Source organism: Pseudomonas sp. R2-7-07 (genome assembly GCF_003852355.1).
GTDB lineage: Bacteria > Pseudomonadota > Gammaproteobacteria > Pseudomonadales > Pseudomonadaceae > Aquipseudomonas.
This window is the reverse complement of sequence record NZ_CP027759.1, coordinates 5,133,718-5,150,080: the sequence shown is the minus strand read 5'-3', so window position 1 is coordinate 5,150,080 and position 16,363 is coordinate 5,133,718. Positions and strand designations below refer to the sequence as shown.

Sequence of the window (16,363 nt, the reverse complement as noted above, 5' to 3'; positions counted from 1 at the left end):
GGTACGCCAAATGTTGCAACCAAAGCGTACGAAGTTCCGCAAGCAGATGACAGGCCACAACCGTGGTCTGGCTCAGCGCGGTAGCAAAGTCAGCTTCGGCGAGTTCGCGCTGAAGTCTGTAGCTCGTGGTCGTCTCACCGCTCGTCAGATCGAGTCAGCGCGTCGTGCTCTGACCCGTCACGTAAAACGTGGCGGCAAGATCTGGATCCGTGTATTCCCGGACAAGCCGATCTCCAAAAAACCTCTTGAGGTTCGGATGGGTAAAGGTAAGGGTAACGTGGAATACTGGGTAGCCCAGATTCAGCCAGGCAAAGTCCTGTATGAAATCGAGGGTGTAACTGAAGAGCTGGCGCGTGAGGCTTTTGCCCTGGCTGCTGCAAAGCTGCCGCTCGCCACCGCCTTTGTTAAACGGACGGTGATGTGATGAAAGCGAATGAACTTCGTGAAAAATCCGCACAGCAGCTGAACGAGCAACTGCTCGGCCTGCTGCGCGACCAGTTCAATCTGCGTATGCAGAAAGCAACTGGCCAGTTGGGGCAGTCTCATCTGCTCTCGCAAGTTAAGCGCGACATCGCTCGCGTGAAGACTGTGCTCAACCAGCAGGCAGGTAAGTGATCATGGCTGAAGCCGAAAAGACTGTCCGTACGCTGACTGGCCGTGTTGTCAGCGACAAGATGGACAAAACCATCACCGTTTTGATCGAGCGTCGCGTTAAGCACCCGATCTACGGTAAATATGTTAAGCGTTCGACTAAGCTGCACGCGCACGACGAAACCAATCAGTGCCACATCGGCGACAAAGTCACTATTCGTGAAACTCGTCCGCTGGCCAAGACCAAGTCTTGGGCATTGGTTGATGTTCTCGAACGCGCTGTGGAAGTCTAAGGACTAGGGGTCGGAGAAATTATATGATTCAGACTCAATCCATGCTCGATGTGGCCGATAACAGCGGCGCTCGCCGCGTTATGTGCATCAAGGTGCTGGGTGGCTCCCATCGTCGTTACGCTGGTATCGGTGACATCATCAAGGTTACCGTCAAGGAAGCAATTCCTCGCGGTAAAGTGAAAAAAGGCCAAGTGATGACTGCTGTTGTAGTCCGCACTCGTCACGGCGTACGTCGTGCTGATGGCTCCATTATCCGCTTTGATGGCAACGCTGCTGTTCTTCTGAACAACAAGCAAGAGCCTATCGGCACCCGTATCTTTGGGCCAGTGACCCGTGAACTTCGTACTGAGAAGTTCATGAAGATCGTCTCGCTCGCCCCAGAAGTGCTGTAAGGAGATCCGACATGCAAAAGATTCGTCGTGACGACGAGATCATCGTGATCGCCGGCAAAGACAAAGGTAAGCGCGGTAAGGTGCTTAAGGTTCTCGCTAATAACCGTCTGGTTATCGGCGGTCTGAACCTGGTCAAGCGTCATACCAAGCCTAACCCGATGTCGGGCGTGCAGGGCGGTATCGTCGAAAAAGAAGCTCCGCTGGACGCTTCTAACGTCGCCATTTTCAACGGCGAAACCAACAAGGCTGACCGCGTTGGTTTCAAAGTAGAAGATGGCAAGAAAATTCGTGTCTTCAAGTCGACCCAAAAAGCGGTTGATGCTTGAACACTGCTAGGTAGAAGACCATGGCACGACTAAAAGAGATTTACTGGAAAGAAATCGCACCGAAACTTAAGGAAGAACTTAAGCTTTCGAACGTGATGGAAGTTCCACGCGTTACCAAAATCACCCTGAACATGGGTTTGGGCGAAGCGGTCGGTGACAAAAAAGTCATCGAGCACGCTGTTGCTGACCTGGAAAAGATCACCGGTCAAAAAGTCGTTGTGACTTACGCTCGGAAATCCATCGCTGGCTTTAAAGTCCGCGAAGGCTGGCCGATCGGCGTCAAAGTGACTCTGCGCCGTGAGCGTATGTACGAATTCCTGGATCGTCTGCTGTCGATCTCCCTGCCTCGGGTTCGCGACTTCCGCGGCCTGAATGCCAAGTCCTTCGATGGTCGTGGTAACTACAGCATGGGCGTGAAAGAGCAGATCATCTTCCCGGAAATCGACTACGACAAGATCGATGCTCTCCGCGGTCTGGACATCACCCTGACCACCACTGCCAAGAACGATGATGAAGGTCGCGCCCTGTTGCGTGCTTTCAAATTCCCGTTCCGCAACTGATTGGAGTAGGACCATGGCCAAGATGAGCATGAAAAACCGCGAGCTGAAACGTCAGCTCACGGTTGCCAAGTACGCCAAGAAGCGTGCAGCACTGAAAGCAATCATCGTTGATCTGAACGCAAGTCCAGAAGCGCGTTGGGAGGCTACAGTTGCTCTGCAGAAGCAGCCACGTGACGCAAGCGCCTCGCGCATGCGTAACCGCTGCCGCCTGACCGGTCGTCCACACGGCGTTTACCGCAAGTTCGGCCTCGGCCGTAACAAACTGCGTGAAGCGGCAATGCGTGGTGACGTACCAGGTCTGGTTAAAGCCAGCTGGTAAGTACTTTCAGCGTCAAGGTGGTTGGTATCGCAAGATACTGACCGCCGGTGACCTTGAATCTGGAACAAGCCCCTTTTGGGGCTTGTTTCATTTCCGGACTGTGTCTAAAATACGCGGCTCGCCTGAGCCCGTGTTTTTTACGCTCGGAGATTCTCGGCGACATATGTAGCCGCAAGGCTAATTTTTTGTGTATTAGGAGCGTCTAGCCCATGAGTATGCAGGACCCGTTAGCGGACATGCTAACTCGTATCCGTAATGCCCAGATGGCTGAAAAGTCCGTCGTAAGCATGCCATCTTCCAAGTTGAAGGTAGCTGTTGCCAAAGTCCTGAAAGACGAAGGTTACATTGCGGGTTATCAGATCAGCAGCGAAATCAAGCCGTTGCTGTCCATCGAGCTGAAGTACTTCGAAGGCCGTTCGGTCATCGAGGAAGTGAAGCGCGTTAGCCGTCCAGGCCTGCGTCAGTACAAGTCCGCTGAAGATCTGCCGAAAGTTCGTGGCGGTCTGGGCGTGTCTATCGTCTCCACCAACAAAGGTGTGATGACGGATCGTGCTGCGCGCGCTGCCGGTGTCGGCGGCGAAGTTCTTTGCACTGTGTTCTAAGGGGGGATAAGCATGTCTCGCGTCGCTAAGAACCCCGTTAAGCTGCCAGCCGGTGTCGAAGTCAAATTCGCAGGCCAACAGCTTTCGGTGAAGGGTGCCAAGGGCACTCTTGAACTGAACATCCATTCGTCCGTTGAGATCGTTGAAGAAGCTGGTGAGCTGCGTTTCGCTGCTCGCAATGGCGATCAACAAACTCGCGCAATGGCCGGTACCACGCGTGCGTTGGTAAACAATATGGTCCAAGGCGTAAGCCAAGGCTTCGAGCGTAAGCTCCAGCTGGTCGGTGTTGGTTACAAAGCGCAAGCAAAAGGCACGGTTCTGAACCTTGCCCTTGGCTTCTCGCACCCAGTGGATTACGAACTGCCGGAAGGCATCACCGCTGAGACCCCTAGCCAAACCGATATCCTGATCAAGGGCATCGATAAGCAGCTGGTAGGTCAGGTGGCCGCTGAGATCCGCGACTTCCGTCCACCAGAGCCGTACAAAGGCAAAGGTGTGCGCTACGCGGACGAAGTCGTCCGTCGTAAAGAAGCCAAGAAGAAGTAGGGCATAGCAAATGACCGACAAAAAAGTTACTCGACTGCGTCGCGCTCGCAAAGCACGCCTGAAAATGCACGAACTCGAAGTCGTGCGTCTCTGCGTGTACCGCTCGTCGCAGCATATCTACGCCCAGGTCATCTCGGCCGACGGCAACAAAGTCCTGGCAAGCGCCTCGACTTTGGATAAAGAACTGCGTGATGGTGCCACCGGCAACATCGACGCGGCCACAAAGGTTGGCCAGCTGGTCGCTACACGTGCTAAGGCCGTGGGCGTCTCGCAAGTGGCTTTCGACCGCTCTGGCTTCAAGTACCACGGCCGCGTTAAAGCGCTGGCTGATGCTGCTCGTGAAGCTGGGCTGGAGTTCTAAGTTATGTCAAATAACGACCAAAAGCGCGACGAAGGCTACATTGAGAAGCTGGTTCAAGTTAACCGCGTAGCCAAAACCGTTAAGGGCGGCCGTATCTTCACTTTCACCGCGTTGACCGTGGTTGGTGATGGTAAAGGGCGTGTTGGCTTCGGCCGTGGCAAGTCACGTGAAGTGCCTGCCGCGATCCAGAAGGCAATGGAAGCTGCTCGTCGCAACATGATCCAAGTTGATCTGAACGGCACCACTCTGCAGTACGCAATGAAGTCCGCCCATGGCGCTTCGAAGGTGTACATGCAGCCTGCTTCTGAAGGTACCGGTATCATCGCTGGCGGCGCTATGCGTGCTGTCCTCGAAGTTGCTGGCGTTCAGAACGTTCTGGCCAAGTGCTACGGCTCGACTAACCCGGTAAACGTGGTTCACGCCACTTTCAAAGGTTTGAAAGCTATGCAATCTCCTGAGTCCATTGCTGCCAAGCGCGGCTTGACTGTCAAGGAGATCTTCTGATCATGGCTACCGTTAAAGTAACGCTGATCAAAAGCATGACCGGCCGCATCCCTAACCACAAATTGTGCGTTAAAGGTCTGGGTCTGCGTCGCATCGGTCACACTGTAGAAGTCCAGGATACTCCCGAGAATCGCGGGATGATCAACAAGGCTTACTACATGCTGCGTGTAGAGGGTTAATCGATGAAACTCAATGATCTGAGTCCAGCGCCGGGTTCCCGTCGCGAAAAGCATCGTCCGGGCCGTGGTATCGGTAGCGGTTTGGGTAAGACTGGTGGCCGTGGCCACAAAGGTCAAACCTCCCGCTCCGGTGGCACCATTGCTCCAGGCTTTGAAGGCGGTCAACAGCCGCTGCATCGTCGCCTGCCTAAGTTCGGTTTCGTATCCCTGAAAGCCATGGACCGCGCAGAAGTGCGTCTGTCCGAGCTGGCTAAAGTGGAAGGCGACATCGTTACTGTGCAGACCCTGAAAGATGCCAACGTGATCAACGTCAACGTACAGCGTGTGAAAATCATGCTGTCCGGTGAAGTGACTCGCGCTGTCACTATCGGCAAGGGAATCGGCGCCACCAAAGGTGCGCGTTCGGCTATCGAAGCAGCTGGCGGCAAGTTCGAGGAATAAATGGCTAAGCAAGGTGCTCTCTCAGCGCTCGGCAAAGGCGGTATGTCTGAACTTTGGGCTCGTCTGCGTTTTCTGTTCCTGGCGATTATCGTCTACCGAATAGGCGCACACATCCCGGTTCCAGGTATCAACCCGGACCGACTCGCAGACCTGTTTCGACAGAATGAGGGGACCATTCTTAGCTTGTTCAACATGTTTTCCGGCGGCGCGCTGGAACGGATGAGCATCTTTGCACTGGGGATCATGCCGTACATTTCGGCATCGATCATCATGCAACTGATGACCGCCGTCAGCCCGCAGTTGGAGCAGTTGAAGAAGGAAGGTGAAGCTGGCCGTCGCAAGATTAGCCAGTACACCCGCTACGGCACTGTCGTCCTCGCCCTGGTTCAAGCTATCGGCATGTCCGTTGGCCTGGCTGGGCAGGGCGTTGCGTTCACTGGTGACTTTGGCTTCCATTTCGTCGCGGTATCCACTTTTGTGGCTGGTGCGATGTTCATGATGTGGCTGGGTGAGCAGATTACTGAGCGTGGTGTTGGCAACGGTATCTCGATGTTGATTTTCGCAGGTATCGTCGCCGGTCTTCCGAGAGCAATCGGGCAGTCTTTCGAGTCTGCGCGTCAGGGCGATATCAATATCTTCGCCTTGGTTGCCATCGGTTTGCTGGCAGTAGCGATTATCGGTTTTGTGGTGTTCATTGAGCGTGGCCAGCGTCGTATTGCTGTTCACTACGCCAAGCGTCAGCAGGGCCGTAAGGTCTTTGCTGCGCAGACTAGCCACTTGCCGCTGAAGGTGAATATGGCCGGCGTTATTCCGGCAATTTTCGCGAGCAGCATCTTGCTGTTTCCGGCTTCGTTGGGTACCTGGTTTGGTCAGTCCGAAAATATGGGCTGGCTGCAGGACCTCTCTCAGTCGATCGCTCCTGGTCAGCCGTTGAATATTCTGCTGTTTAGTGCAGGGATTATTTTCTTCTGCTTCTTCTATACGGCGTTGATGTTCAATCCGAAAGACGTAGCGGAAAACCTGAAGAAGTCCGGTGCCTTTATTCCGGGTATTCGTCCAGGTGAGCAGTCTGCGCGCTACATTGATGGCGTTCTGACTCGTTTGACCCTGTTCGGTGCTCTATATATGACGGCCGTGTGTCTGCTTCCCCAGTTCCTGGTGGTTGCAGCAAACGTTCCGTTCTACCTTGGCGGGACCTCGTTGCTGATCGTGGTCGTGGTTGTGATGGACTTCATGTCCCAAGTACAATCGCACCTCGTTTCGCACCAGTACGAATCCCTGATGAAGAAAGCCAACCTGAAGGGCTACGGCAGCGGCATGTTGCGCTGAGTACCCCATAAGGTTCGAGGAGTTGGTGATGAAAGTTCGTGCATCGGTGAAAAAGCTGTGCCGTAACTGCAAGATTATTCGCCGCGAAGGTGTTGTTCGAGTAATTTGCAGCGCGGAACCGCGTCACAAACAGCGCCAAGGCTGAGTGTGATCCGCTTGAAGCCCGGCAGCTAGTGCGCTGCCGGGTTGATTATTTGTTATTACAGCGATATTATCTCGCGCCCTATTTCTTGGCTTCCGGGGCGTAGGTAGCTGTCAATTGGAGTCCCACTGAATGGCCCGTATTGCAGGCGTTAACATTCCAGATAACAAGCACACTGTTATCTCGCTGACCTACATCTATGGTGTTGGTCGCACTACTGCGCAGAAAATTTGCGCAGATACTGGGGTAAACCCAGCCGCAAAGATCAAAGATCTGAGCGACGAGCAGATTGAGCTGTTGCGTGGCGAAGTGGCGAAGTTCACCACTGAAGGTGACCTGCGTCGCGAAATCAACATGAAAATCAAGCGTTTGATGGACCTCGGTTGCTACCGTGGTCTGCGTCATCGTCGTGGTCTTCCAGTGCGCGGTCAGCGTACCAAGACTAACGCGCGTACCCGTAAAGGTCCGCGTAAGCCGATCCGCAAGTAATCGCCCACGCGAATCGACAGGAAAATTATCATGGCAAAACCTGCTGCTCGTCCTCGTAAAAAAGTTAAAAAGACAGTGGTTGATGGCATCGCCCACATCCATGCATCTTTTAACAACACAATCGTGACCATCACCGACCGTCAAGGTAACGCGCTTTCTTGGGCTACCTCCGGTGGTTCGGGTTTCCGCGGTTCCCGCAAGTCCACCCCGTTCGCTGCTCAAGTAGCTGCTGAACGTGCTGGCCAAGCTGCGCTGGAATACGGCCTGAAAAACCTCGACGTTAACGTCAAAGGTCCAGGTCCAGGTCGTGAGTCTGCTGTCCGTGCTTTGAACGGCTGTGGCTATAAGATCGCCAGCATCACCGACGTGACGCCAATCCCGCACAACGGGTGCCGTCCGCCGAAGAAGCGCCGCGTGTAATCCAGGAGATTGTAAAGAATGGCTCGTTACATTGGTCCAAAATGCAAACTCGCTCGTCGCGAAGGCACCGATCTCTTCTTGAAGAGCGGCGTGCGCGCGATCGAATCGAAGTGCAACATTGAAGCAGCACCTGGTATCCACGGCCAACGCCGCGGTCGCCAGTCCGATTACGGCACCCAACTGCGTGAAAAGCAGAAGGTCCGTCGTATTTACGGCGTTCTCGAGCGTCAGTTCAGCGGCTACTACAAAGAAGCTGCTGGCAAAAAAGGTGCAACCGGTGAAAACCTGCTGCAACTGCTCGAATGCCGTCTGGACAACGTTGTATACCGTATGGGCTTTGGTTCGACTCGTGCCGAATCCCGTCAGCTGGTATCGCACAAGTCGATCAGCGTTAACGGTCAGACCGTAAACGTTCCGTCCTACCAGGTTCGTGCTGGTGACGTGGTCGCAGTTCGCGAGAAAGCAAAAAACCAACTTCGCATTGTCCAAGCTCTCGATCTGTGTGCCCAACGTGGCCGCGTAGAATGGGTAGAAGTAGACACTGAGAAGAAGTCGGGCGTTTTCAAGAACGTTCCTGCTCGCAGTGATCTGTCCGCCGACATCAACGAAAGCCTGATTGTCGAGCTCTACTCCAAGTAAGGGCTAGAAAATAGGTGCATCCATGCAGATTTCGGTAAATGAGTTCCTGACACCCCGCCACATTGATGTGCAGGTTGTCAGTCCAACCCGCGCTAAAATTACGCTCGAGCCTCTCGAGCGTGGTTTTGGCCACACCCTGGGCAACGCGCTGCGCCGCATCCTGTTGTCCTCAATGCCCGGCTGTGCAGTAGTCGAGGCCGAGATTGACGGTGTGCTCCACGAGTACAGCGCCATCGAAGGTGTACAGGAAGACGTAATTGAAATCCTGTTGAACCTTAAAGGTCTGGCTATCAAGCTGCACGGCCGTGACGAAGTTACGCTGACCTTGTCGAAGAAGGGTTCGGGGGTGGTTACCGCTGCCGATATTCAGCTGGATCATGATGTCGAGATCGTTAACCCCGATCACGTAATCGCTAACCTGGCGTCTAACGGCGCCCTGAACATGAAGCTCACCGTAGCTCGTGGTCGTGGTTATGAACCGGCCGACTCGCGTCAGAGCGATGAAGACGAAAGCCGCAGCATTGGTCGCTTGCAGCTTGACTCTTCGTTCAGCCCGGTTCGCCGTATCGCATACGTGGTGGAAAACGCCCGTGTCGAACAGCGTACTAACCTGGACAAGCTGGTTATTGATCTGGAAACCAACGGTACCCTGGATCCTGAAGAGGCTATCCGCCGCGCTGCAACCATTCTGCAACAGCAGTTGGCTGCGTTCGTCGACCTCAAAGGTGACAGCGAACCAGTGGTAATCGAGCAGGAAGACGAGATCGATCCGATCCTGCTTCGCCCGGTTGACGATCTGGAACTGACTGTACGTTCGGCTAACTGCCTTAAGGCGGAAAACATTTACTACATCGGTGATCTGATTCAGCGTACCGAAGTAGAACTGTTGAAGACTCCGAACCTGGGCAAGAAATCCTTGACTGAAATCAAGGACGTTCTGGCCTCCCGCGGTCTGTCCCTCGGCATGCGCCTCGACAACTGGCCGCCTGCAAGTCTTAAGAAGGACGACAAGGCGACTGCCTGATCGTCGTAATCACCGAACGTGAGTTTGGTAAGGAATGAACCATGCGTCATCGTAAAAGTGGTCGTCACCTGAGCCGTACCAGCTCGCACCGCAAGGCCATGTTCCAAAACATGGCGGTGTCGCTGTTCGAGCACGAGCTGATCAAAACTACACTGCCGAAAGCTAAAGAACTGCGTCGCGTTGCTGAGCCGCTGATCACTTTGGCCAAGACAGACAGCCTGGCTAACCGCCGTCTGGCTTTCGACCGTACTCGTTCGAAAGCTATCGTTGGTAAGCTCTTCAACGACCTGGGCAAGCGTTACGCTACCCGTGAGGGTGGCTACCTGCGCATCCTCAAGTGCGGTTTCCGCACTGGCGACAACGCGCCTATGGCGTACGTCGAGTTGGTTGATCGTGCTACTGCCGGCGAAGCTGTAAGCGCCGAGTAAGACGAGTCTGTAACGAAGAACCGGGCCTAGCGCCCGGTTTTTTGTGCGCGTAACAAAAGCGCGATATGTACAAGTTTCCCTATGGAGCAAGGGGCACTATGCGTATTGCCTTGGTTGGTAGTAATTTTCTATTGAAGTCCGCAATTTAATAAATTTGTGGGTGTCATGCCGTTGATCAATACTCCCTCCAAGCCGATTAGCCGGCAGTTTCAATTCCGACCTGAGGAAGATTGCGCATGAGCCAGAATAAAATCCTTACCACCGCCAGCGGCGCTCCCGTTGCGGATAATCAGAACTCCCGTTCCGCCGGCCCCCGTGGCCCACTGCTGCTCGACGACTTTCACCTGATCGAGAAGCTCGCTCACTTCAACCGTGAAAATATTCCGGAGCGCCGTGTACACGCCAAAGGTTCGGGCGCCTATGGTACGTTCACCGTTACCCAAGACATCACTCAATACACTAGCGCCAAGCTGTTCGAGTCAGTAGGTAAGCAAACGCCGACCTTCCTGCGGTTCTCCACTGTGGGTGGCGAGCGCGGTTCGGCTGACACTGAGCGCGACCCACGCGGTTTCGCCTTGAAGTTTTACACCGAGGAAGGCAACTGGGACATCGTTGGCAACAACACGCCGGTGTTCTTCATCCGCGACCCGCTGAAATTCCCCGATTTCATCCATACCCAAAAGCGCTTGCCGCAAAGCAACCTGAAAAGCGCGCAGATGATGTGGGATTTCTGGTCGCACTCCCCAGAGGCGCTGCACCAGGTCACCATCTTGTTTTCGGACCGTGGCATCCCGGACGGCTACCGCCACATGCACGGCTTCGGCAGTCACACCTACAGCCTGATTAACGCCAAGGGCGAGCGCCACTGGGTGAAATGGCACTACAAGACCAAGCAAGGCATCAAGAACCTGGCACCGGCTGAAGCTGCGCGCCTGGCGGGTACCGACCCAGACTACGCCCAGCGCGATCTGTTCGGCGCAATCGAGCGCGGTGACTTCCCGAAATGGCGCGTCTGCATCCAGGTCATGACCGAGGCCCAGGCCAATGCTCATTACGAAAACCCTTTCGATGTAACCAAGACCTGGTCGCAGAAGGAGTTCCCCCTGATCGAGGTGGGTGAGCTGGAACTCAACCGCAACCCGCAGAACTATTTCGCTGAAGTGGAACAAGCCGCGTTCGGCCCAAGCAATATGGTTCCGGGCGTTGGCCTGTCGCCAGACCGTATGCTGCAAGGACGCGTCTTTGCCTACGCAGATGCTCATCGGTACCGCGTTGGCACCAATCACCAGCAGCTGCCGGTGAACGCCCCACGTAACCCCGTCAATAGCTATCAGCGTGACGGTTCGATGGCCTTTGGCAGCAACGGTGGCGCAGCGCCCAACTACGAGCCAAACAGCTACGCCGATGCGCCTAAGCAGGCGCCACACTACGCGGAGCCCGCATTGGCCTTGAGCGGCGCTGCAGATCGTTACGATCATCGCGAAGATACCGATTACTACAGCCACGCCGGCGCGCTGTTCCGCTTGATGAGCGACGAGCAGAAAGCGCTGCTTACCAGCAACATCGCCGGTGCGATGAGCGGCGTTTCCAATGATGTGGTCCAGCGCCAACTGCAGCATTTCTATAAGGCGGACCCCGCTTATGGAGAAGCAATCGCAAAGGCACTGGGTGTATCGCTTAACTGACTCTAAACGATAAGCAGAACCGCCCTCATTTGGGCGGTTTTTGCGTTATTTCAGCTACTTTTCTCCGGAAATCTTCGCTTTTCTGCCGTTGATCCCGTGACCTTCAAGTCATCATGGTTCAAACTACAGACTTTCAAGCAGGGAGATGTAGGGCGATGCAAGGTCACCCCGACGTAATCGATTACCTCAACACGTTGCTGACGGGCGAACTGGCAGCTCGTGACCAATATTTCATCCATTCGCGCATGTACGAAGACTGGGGCTTTACCGAGCTCTACGAACGTATCAATCATGAGATGGAAGAAGAGGCGCAGCACGCTGACGCACTGATGCGCCGTATCCTCATGCTCGAAGGTACGCCACGTATGCGCCCCGACGACTTGGATGTGGGCACCACGGTGCCGGATATGCTCGCTGCTGACCTTCGCCTGGAATACAAGGTCAGGGCCGCGCTCTGCAAGGGCATTGAGCTGTGCGAGCAGCACAACGACTATGTCACTCGTGAAATCCTGCGAGTGCAGTTGAATGACACCGAAGAAGATCACACCTACTGGCTGGAAAAGCAGTTGGGTCTGATCAAGCTGATCGGCCTGGAAAATTACCTGCAATCGCAGTTCTGATTCCGGCTGCAAAAAAGCCCCTGCCACCGATGAGGTGACAGGGGCTTTTTATTGGGCCCGATAAATCAGGCCCGGTCACGCTCCATCAGCGGCTTCAGGTAGTAGCCAGTATGGGACTGTGACATTTCGGCGACTTGCTCCGGTGTACCGACCGCAATGATCTGGCCGCCCTTGGAACCGCCCTCCGGTCCGAGGTCTACCAGCCAGTCGGCCGTCTTGATCACGTCCAGGTTGTGCTCGATAACTACCACTGTGTTGCCGTGATCTCGCAAGCGGTGCAGCACGTCCAGCAGTTGCTGGATATCGGCAAAGTGCAGGCCCGTGGTGGGTTCATCAAGGATGTACAGGGTTTTGCCCGTATCTCGTTTGGACAACTCACGGGACAACTTCACCCGCTGCGCTTCACCACCCGATAGCGTGGTCGCCGACTGCCCCAGCTTGATATAAGACAGGCCAACATCCATCAACGTCTGCAGCTTGCGCGCCAGCGCCGGAACCGCATCGAAGAACACCCGGGCTTCCTCGATGGTCATCTCCAGGGTTTCGTGGATGTTCTTGCCCTTGTATTTGATTTCCAGGGTTTCGCGGTTATAGCGTTTGCTCTTGCACACGTCGCACGGCACGTAGATATCCGGCAGGAAGTGCATCTCTACCTTGATCAAGCCGTCGCCTTGGCAGGCTTCACAGCGACCGCCCTTGACGTTGAACGAGAAGCGGCCCGGCCCATAACCCCGCGAGCGGGATTCCGGAACGCCGGCAAACAGCTCGCGAATCGGCGTGAACAGCCCGGTATACGTCGCTGGGTTGGAACGCGGCGTACGGCCAATCGGGCTCTGGTCGATATCGACCACCTTGTCTAGGTGTTCCAGGCCCTTGATGCTGTCGTGGGCCGCCGCTTCCTGGGTAGTGGCACCGTTCAGGGCGGTGGCACTCAATGGGAACAGCGTGTTGTTGATCAGCGTCGACTTGCCCGAACCGGAAACACCGGTCACACAGGTCAGCAGGCCCAGGGGAATTTCCAGGTCCACATTGCGCAAGTTGTTGCCACGGGCACCCTTGAGGTGCAAGGCCATCTTCTTGTTGCGCGGAGTACGTTTGGCCGGCACTTGAATTTTGACCCGGCCAGACAGGTATTTACCGGTCAGGGAGTCCGGATGAGCCATTACTTCGGCAGGTGTGCCTTCGGCGACAATATGCCCGCCATGTATGCCAGCCCCCGGGCCGATATCAACGACGTAATCCGCCAGGCGAATAGCGTCTTCATCGTGCTCGACCACAATTACCGTGTTGCCGATATCCCGCAGGTGTTTCAGCGTACCCAGCAGGCGATCATTGTCACGTTGGTGCAGGCCAATCGACGGCTCGTCGAGGATGTACAACACGCCCACCAGCCCTGCGCCGATCTGGCTGGCCAGGCGAATCCGCTGGGCCTCGCCACCCGACAAGGTATCAGCACTGCGATCCAGCGATAGATAGTCCAGGCCGACGTTGACCAGGAACTGCAGACGTTCGCGAATTTCCTTGAGGATCTTGTCGGCAATCTCCCCGCGGCGGCCGGTCAGCTTGAGCACGCCAAAGTATTCACAGGCATCGCCGATTGGCAGGTTGGTCACCGCCGGCAACGTCTTCTCGCCAACCCACACATGCCGCGCTTCACGGCGCAGGCGAGTGCCGCGACAATCAGGGCAAGGTTGGGTGCTGAGGAATTTCGCCAGTTCTTCACGTACGCTCGCCGACTCGGTCTCGCGATAGCGACGTTCCAGGTTTGGCACGATGCCTTCGAACGGGTGCGAACGTTTGACGATATCGCCCCGGTCGTTCAGGTATTTGAAGTCGACATTCTGCGAACCACTGCCATTGAGGATGACCTTCTGCTGGTCAGCCGGCAATTGGTTGAACGGCACCTCCAGGCTGAACTTATAGTGGGACGCCAACGACCCCAGCATCTGGAAGTAATAGACGTTGCGCCTGTCCCAGCCGCGTATCGCCCCCTCGGCCAAGGTCAGTTCGCCATTGACCAGGCGCTTGATGTCGAAGAACTGCTTAACGCCCAGACCATCGCAGGTCGGGCAGGCGCCGGCCGGGTTGTTGAAGGAAAACAGCTTGGGTTCCAGTTCGCTGATAGCGTGGCCGCAGATCGGGCAGGCAAAGCGCGCAGAGAAAATGACCTCTTCGCCCGGCTCATCGTCCATCGGCGCCACCAGGGCAATACCGTCTGCCAGCTTCAGCGCGGTCTCGAACGACTCCGCCAGGCGCTGCTGCAGATCGGCACGCACCTTGAAGCGGTCGACTACTACATCGATGGAGTGCTTCTTCTGCTTGTCGAGCTTCGGCGCTTCATCCAGCTCATAGAGCTTGCCGTTGATGCGGGCGCGCACGAAACCTTGCGCCCGCAGCTCTTCAAAGACCGACAGGTGCTCACCCTTGCGCTCGCGGATGACGGGCGCCAGCAGCATCAGCTTGGCACCTTCCGGCTGGGTCAGGACCAGGTCGACCATCTGGCTGACGGTCTGGGCTTCCAGCGGAATATCGTGGTCCGGGCAGCGGGGAATACCCACCCGTGCATACAGCAGACGCAGGTAATCGTAAATTTCGGTAATGGTGCCCACGGTGGAGCGCGGGTTATGGGACGTCGACTTCTGCTCTATGGAAATGGCCGGCGACAAACCTTCGATGGTGTCGACGTCGGGCTTTTCCATCATTGACAGGAACTGCCGGGCATAGGCCGACAGCGATTCCACATAGCGCCGCTGGCCTTCGGCGTACAGCGTGTCGAACGCCAGGGACGATTTGCCCGAGCCGGACAGGCCGGTGATAACGATCAATTTGTCCCGGGGCAGGGTCAGGTCGATGTTCTTCAGGTTGTGGGTTCTAGCCCCACGAATCAGGATCTTGTCCAAGATGGCCTCGCACGGCGGGCGTAAATAATGCCGGAGTATACGGCTAAAGACTGGATGAATATACACTGTCAAAAGGCCGCTTGCAGCCTTACATGAAAGCTGCGCGGCAAAGCGCCGCATATACCCCCTCAATCGATGGGACTGGTAGAATCGCCGCCGGTTCACACGAGGTTTTTCCATGCACGATCCCCATAGCGAACGCATGAGTAGCGGCGAGACCCGAGCGGCAAGCGGTCTGGCCCTGGTGTTCGCCTTCCGTATGCTGGGCATGTTCATGGTGTTGCCGGTGCTGGCGACCTATGGGATGGATCTCGCCGGCGCGACCCCCGCATTGATCGGCCTGGCGATTGGCGCCTATGGCCTGACCCAGGCGATCTTCCAGATTCCGTTCGGCATCATTTCCGACCGTATCGGCCGGCGCCCGGTGATTTACCTGGGGCTGATCGTGTTCGCCCTCGGCAGTGTGCTCGCGGCGCAGTCTGATTCGATCTGGGGCGTGATCGCCGGACGTATCCTGCAGGGCGCCGGGGCGATTTCGGCCGCGGTAATGGCGCTGCTGTCGGACCTGACCCGCGAACAGCATCGCACCAAGGCCATGGCCATGATCGGCATGACCATCGGTTTGTCGTTTGCCGTGGCAATGGTGGTCGGCCCGCTGCTGACGCGCGCGTTCGGCCTGCATGGGTTGTTTCTTGCCACCGGCGGCATGGCGTTGTTCGGTATCGTGATCGTGGCCTTTATGGTGCCGCGCTCTACCGGCACGCTGCAGCACCGTGAATCCGGCGTCGCGCGCCAGGCGCTGTTGCCGACCCTCAAGCATCCGGACCTGTTGCGCCTGGATTTAGGTATCTTCGTGTTGCACGCAATGCTGATGTGCAGCTTCGTCGCCTTGCCCCTGGCCCTGGTGCAAAAAGCCGGGTTGCCCAAGGAGCAGCACTGGTGGGTCTACCTGACCGCGCTGTTGGTTTCGTTCTTCGCCATGATCCCGTTCATCATCTACGGCGAGAAGAAACGCAAAATGAAACGAGTTTTACTCGGCGCCGTCGCGACATTGATGCTCACTGAACTATTCTTCTGGCAGTTCGGCGACAGCCTGCGGGCGCTGGTGATCGGTACGGTGGTGTTCTTCACCGCGTTCAACCTGCTGGAGGCGTCATTGCCTTCGCTGATCAGCAAGGTTTCACCGGCCGGTGGCAAGGGCACGGCGATGGGCGTGTATTCCACCAGCCAGTTCCTCGGTTCGGCGCTGGGTGGGATCATGGGCGGCTGGATGTTCCAGCATGGCGGTTTGTCGGTTGTGTTCCTCGGATGCGCCGGGCTGGCTGCACTTTGGCTGGCCTTTGCTGTTACCATGCGCGAACCTCCGTATGTGACGAGCCTGCGCCTGCCGTTATCGCCTGAAGCGATGCGCGAAGCTGGCCTGGCCGAGCGCCTCAAGGCCGTCGTTGGAGTAACGGATGCAGTAGTGATCGCGGAAGAAGCTGCGATTTACATCAAATTGGACACCGAATTATTGGATCGCGCGACGCTCGAGCAACTGGTCAACCCAGTGCCGACAGCGCGCCCAGCCTAG

Annotated in this window: 24 protein-coding genes; 23 read left to right on the top strand and 1 reads right to left on the bottom strand. The window is 56.1% G+C overall.

What is annotated here, in order from left to right; all coding sequences use genetic code 11:
* Positions 1–10 precede the first annotated feature (10 nt).
* The 22 genes from rplP to bfr all read left to right on the top strand — a co-directional run bounded on the left by rplP (position 11) and on the right by bfr (position 11,890).
* On the top strand, positions 11–424 hold the full coding sequence (gene rplP / locus C4J86_RS23670) for a 50S ribosomal protein L16 (RefSeq protein ID WP_003232424.1): 414 nt from the start codon (positions 11–13) through the stop codon (positions 422–424).
* Positions 424–615, top strand: coding sequence for a 50S ribosomal protein L29 (gene rpmC / locus C4J86_RS23665; protein ID WP_002555481.1), 192 nt, complete (start codon positions 424–426; stop codon positions 613–615). The genes rplP and rpmC overlap by 1 nt, the downstream gene beginning before the upstream one ends.
* A gap of 2 nt (positions 616–617) precedes the next feature.
* Positions 618–884 carry a 30S ribosomal protein S17 gene (rpsQ, locus tag C4J86_RS23660; protein WP_003176419.1) on the top strand — a complete coding sequence of 89 codons (267 nt, stop codon included), beginning with the start codon at positions 618–620 and terminating at the stop codon, positions 882–884.
* Between the two features lie 23 nt (positions 885–907).
* Positions 908–1,276 (top strand): 50S ribosomal protein L14, encoded by a 369-nt coding sequence (gene rplN, locus C4J86_RS23655; protein ID WP_002555479.1) that lies wholly within the window; start codon positions 908–910, stop codon positions 1,274–1,276.
* An 11-nt stretch (positions 1,277–1,287) separates the two neighbouring features.
* Positions 1,288–1,602: a 50S ribosomal protein L24 gene (rplX, locus tag C4J86_RS23650; RefSeq protein WP_003176416.1), complete on the top strand. Its 315-nt coding sequence runs from the start codon at positions 1,288–1,290 to the stop codon at positions 1,600–1,602.
* A 20-nt stretch (positions 1,603–1,622) separates the two neighbouring features.
* The gene (gene rplE / locus C4J86_RS23645) at positions 1,623–2,162 is read left to right on the top strand and encodes a 50S ribosomal protein L5 (RefSeq protein WP_003176415.1); all 540 of its coding nucleotides are present in this window, start codon (positions 1,623–1,625) and stop codon (positions 2,160–2,162) included.
* Positions 2,163–2,175: 13 nt separating this feature from the next.
* Complete coding sequence (rpsN, locus tag C4J86_RS23640) at positions 2,176–2,481, top strand: 30S ribosomal protein S14 (RefSeq protein WP_003176414.1); 306 nt, start codon at positions 2,176–2,178, stop codon at positions 2,479–2,481.
* Between the two features lie 209 nt (positions 2,482–2,690).
* Positions 2,691–3,083, top strand: coding sequence for a 30S ribosomal protein S8 (gene rpsH, locus C4J86_RS23635; protein ID WP_003176413.1), 393 nt, complete (start codon positions 2,691–2,693; stop codon positions 3,081–3,083).
* 12 nt (positions 3,084–3,095) lie between these two features.
* Positions 3,096–3,629 carry a 50S ribosomal protein L6 gene (gene rplF, locus C4J86_RS23630; protein WP_003176412.1) on the top strand — a complete coding sequence of 178 codons (534 nt, stop codon included), beginning with the start codon at positions 3,096–3,098 and terminating at the stop codon, positions 3,627–3,629.
* 10 nt (positions 3,630–3,639) lie between these two features.
* Complete coding sequence (gene rplR / locus C4J86_RS23625) at positions 3,640–3,990, top strand: 50S ribosomal protein L18 (protein ID WP_017135964.1); 351 nt, start codon at positions 3,640–3,642, stop codon at positions 3,988–3,990.
* Between the two features lie 3 nt (positions 3,991–3,993).
* Entirely contained in the window at positions 3,994–4,494 is a 501-nt protein-coding gene (gene rpsE / locus C4J86_RS23620) for a 30S ribosomal protein S5 (protein ID WP_003176409.1), read from the top strand.
* A gap of 2 nt (positions 4,495–4,496) precedes the next feature.
* The gene (gene rpmD, locus C4J86_RS23615; protein WP_003176408.1) at positions 4,497–4,673 is read left to right on the top strand and encodes a 50S ribosomal protein L30; all 177 of its coding nucleotides are present in this window, start codon (positions 4,497–4,499) and stop codon (positions 4,671–4,673) included.
* Between the two features lie 3 nt (positions 4,674–4,676).
* On the top strand, positions 4,677–5,114 hold the full coding sequence (rplO, locus tag C4J86_RS23610; RefSeq protein ID WP_003176407.1) for a 50S ribosomal protein L15: 438 nt from the start codon (positions 4,677–4,679) through the stop codon (positions 5,112–5,114).
* A complete protein-coding gene (gene secY, locus C4J86_RS23605) occupies positions 5,115–6,443 on the top strand; it encodes a preprotein translocase subunit SecY (RefSeq protein WP_003194637.1) in 1,329 nt (442 codons plus the stop codon).
* Positions 6,444–6,471: 28 nt separating this feature from the next.
* Positions 6,472–6,588 (top strand): 50S ribosomal protein L36, encoded by a 117-nt coding sequence (gene rpmJ, locus C4J86_RS23600; RefSeq protein WP_002555468.1) that lies wholly within the window; start codon positions 6,472–6,474, stop codon positions 6,586–6,588.
* 129 nt (positions 6,589–6,717) lie between these two features.
* Positions 6,718–7,074 (top strand): 30S ribosomal protein S13, encoded by a 357-nt coding sequence (gene rpsM / locus C4J86_RS23595; RefSeq protein ID WP_003210063.1) that lies wholly within the window; start codon positions 6,718–6,720, stop codon positions 7,072–7,074.
* A gap of 30 nt (positions 7,075–7,104) precedes the next feature.
* On the top strand, positions 7,105–7,494 hold the full coding sequence (gene rpsK, locus C4J86_RS23590) for a 30S ribosomal protein S11 (protein ID WP_002555466.1): 390 nt from the start codon (positions 7,105–7,107) through the stop codon (positions 7,492–7,494).
* An 18-nt stretch (positions 7,495–7,512) separates the two neighbouring features.
* Positions 7,513–8,133: a 30S ribosomal protein S4 gene (gene rpsD, locus C4J86_RS23585; protein WP_003176404.1), complete on the top strand. Its 621-nt coding sequence runs from the start codon at positions 7,513–7,515 to the stop codon at positions 8,131–8,133.
* Between the two features lie 22 nt (positions 8,134–8,155).
* Complete coding sequence (gene rpoA / locus C4J86_RS23580) at positions 8,156–9,157, top strand: DNA-directed RNA polymerase subunit alpha (RefSeq protein ID WP_003176403.1); 1,002 nt, start codon at positions 8,156–8,158, stop codon at positions 9,155–9,157.
* Between the two features lie 41 nt (positions 9,158–9,198).
* Positions 9,199–9,585 (top strand): 50S ribosomal protein L17, encoded by a 387-nt coding sequence (gene rplQ / locus C4J86_RS23575; protein ID WP_007918448.1) that lies wholly within the window; start codon positions 9,199–9,201, stop codon positions 9,583–9,585.
* Positions 9,586–9,821: 236 nt separating this feature from the next.
* Entirely contained in the window at positions 9,822–11,270 is a 1,449-nt protein-coding gene (locus C4J86_RS23570) for a catalase (protein WP_124372025.1), read from the top strand.
* A gap of 155 nt (positions 11,271–11,425) precedes the next feature.
* A complete protein-coding gene (gene bfr / locus C4J86_RS23565) occupies positions 11,426–11,890 on the top strand; it encodes a bacterioferritin (protein ID WP_003176400.1) in 465 nt (154 codons plus the stop codon).
* 65 nt (positions 11,891–11,955) lie between these two features.
* Here bfr and uvrA read toward each other — a convergent pair whose 3' ends face one another.
* Entirely contained in the window at positions 11,956–14,790 is a 2,835-nt protein-coding gene (uvrA, locus tag C4J86_RS23560) for an excinuclease ABC subunit UvrA (RefSeq protein WP_124372024.1), read from the bottom strand.
* A 178-nt stretch (positions 14,791–14,968) separates the two neighbouring features.
* On the opposite strand from uvrA, the gene C4J86_RS23555 reads away from it, so the two are divergent.
* The gene (locus C4J86_RS23555) at positions 14,969–16,363 is read left to right on the top strand and encodes an MFS transporter (protein WP_124364611.1); all 1,395 of its coding nucleotides are present in this window, start codon (positions 14,969–14,971) and stop codon (positions 16,361–16,363) included.

Coding starts and splice junctions, on each gene's coding strand:
- rplP (WP_003232424.1), top strand. CDS start 11: ATGTTGCAACCAAAGCGTACGAAGTTCCGCAAGCAGATGACAGGCCAC.
- rpmC (WP_002555481.1), top strand. CDS start 424: ATGAAAGCGAATGAACTTCGTGAAAAATCCGCACAGCAGCTGAACGAG.
- rpsQ (WP_003176419.1), top strand. CDS start 618: ATGGCTGAAGCCGAAAAGACTGTCCGTACGCTGACTGGCCGTGTTGTC.
- rplN (WP_002555479.1), top strand. CDS start 908: ATGATTCAGACTCAATCCATGCTCGATGTGGCCGATAACAGCGGCGCT.
- rplX (WP_003176416.1), top strand. CDS start 1,288: ATGCAAAAGATTCGTCGTGACGACGAGATCATCGTGATCGCCGGCAAA.
- rplE (WP_003176415.1), top strand. CDS start 1,623: ATGGCACGACTAAAAGAGATTTACTGGAAAGAAATCGCACCGAAACTT.
- rpsN (WP_003176414.1), top strand. CDS start 2,176: ATGGCCAAGATGAGCATGAAAAACCGCGAGCTGAAACGTCAGCTCACG.
- rpsH (WP_003176413.1), top strand. CDS start 2,691: ATGAGTATGCAGGACCCGTTAGCGGACATGCTAACTCGTATCCGTAAT.
- rplF (WP_003176412.1), top strand. CDS start 3,096: ATGTCTCGCGTCGCTAAGAACCCCGTTAAGCTGCCAGCCGGTGTCGAA.
- rplR (WP_017135964.1), top strand. CDS start 3,640: ATGACCGACAAAAAAGTTACTCGACTGCGTCGCGCTCGCAAAGCACGC.
- rpsE (WP_003176409.1), top strand. CDS start 3,994: ATGTCAAATAACGACCAAAAGCGCGACGAAGGCTACATTGAGAAGCTG.
- rpmD (WP_003176408.1), top strand. CDS start 4,497: ATGGCTACCGTTAAAGTAACGCTGATCAAAAGCATGACCGGCCGCATC.
- rplO (WP_003176407.1), top strand. CDS start 4,677: ATGAAACTCAATGATCTGAGTCCAGCGCCGGGTTCCCGTCGCGAAAAG.
- secY (WP_003194637.1), top strand. CDS start 5,115: ATGGCTAAGCAAGGTGCTCTCTCAGCGCTCGGCAAAGGCGGTATGTCT.
- rpmJ (WP_002555468.1), top strand. CDS start 6,472: ATGAAAGTTCGTGCATCGGTGAAAAAGCTGTGCCGTAACTGCAAGATT.
- rpsM (WP_003210063.1), top strand. CDS start 6,718: ATGGCCCGTATTGCAGGCGTTAACATTCCAGATAACAAGCACACTGTT.
- rpsK (WP_002555466.1), top strand. CDS start 7,105: ATGGCAAAACCTGCTGCTCGTCCTCGTAAAAAAGTTAAAAAGACAGTG.
- rpsD (WP_003176404.1), top strand. CDS start 7,513: ATGGCTCGTTACATTGGTCCAAAATGCAAACTCGCTCGTCGCGAAGGC.
- rpoA (WP_003176403.1), top strand. CDS start 8,156: ATGCAGATTTCGGTAAATGAGTTCCTGACACCCCGCCACATTGATGTG.
- rplQ (WP_007918448.1), top strand. CDS start 9,199: ATGCGTCATCGTAAAAGTGGTCGTCACCTGAGCCGTACCAGCTCGCAC.
- C4J86_RS23570 (WP_124372025.1), top strand. CDS start 9,822: ATGAGCCAGAATAAAATCCTTACCACCGCCAGCGGCGCTCCCGTTGCG.
- bfr (WP_003176400.1), top strand. CDS start 11,426: ATGCAAGGTCACCCCGACGTAATCGATTACCTCAACACGTTGCTGACG.
- C4J86_RS23555 (WP_124364611.1), top strand. CDS start 14,969: ATGCACGATCCCCATAGCGAACGCATGAGTAGCGGCGAGACCCGAGCG.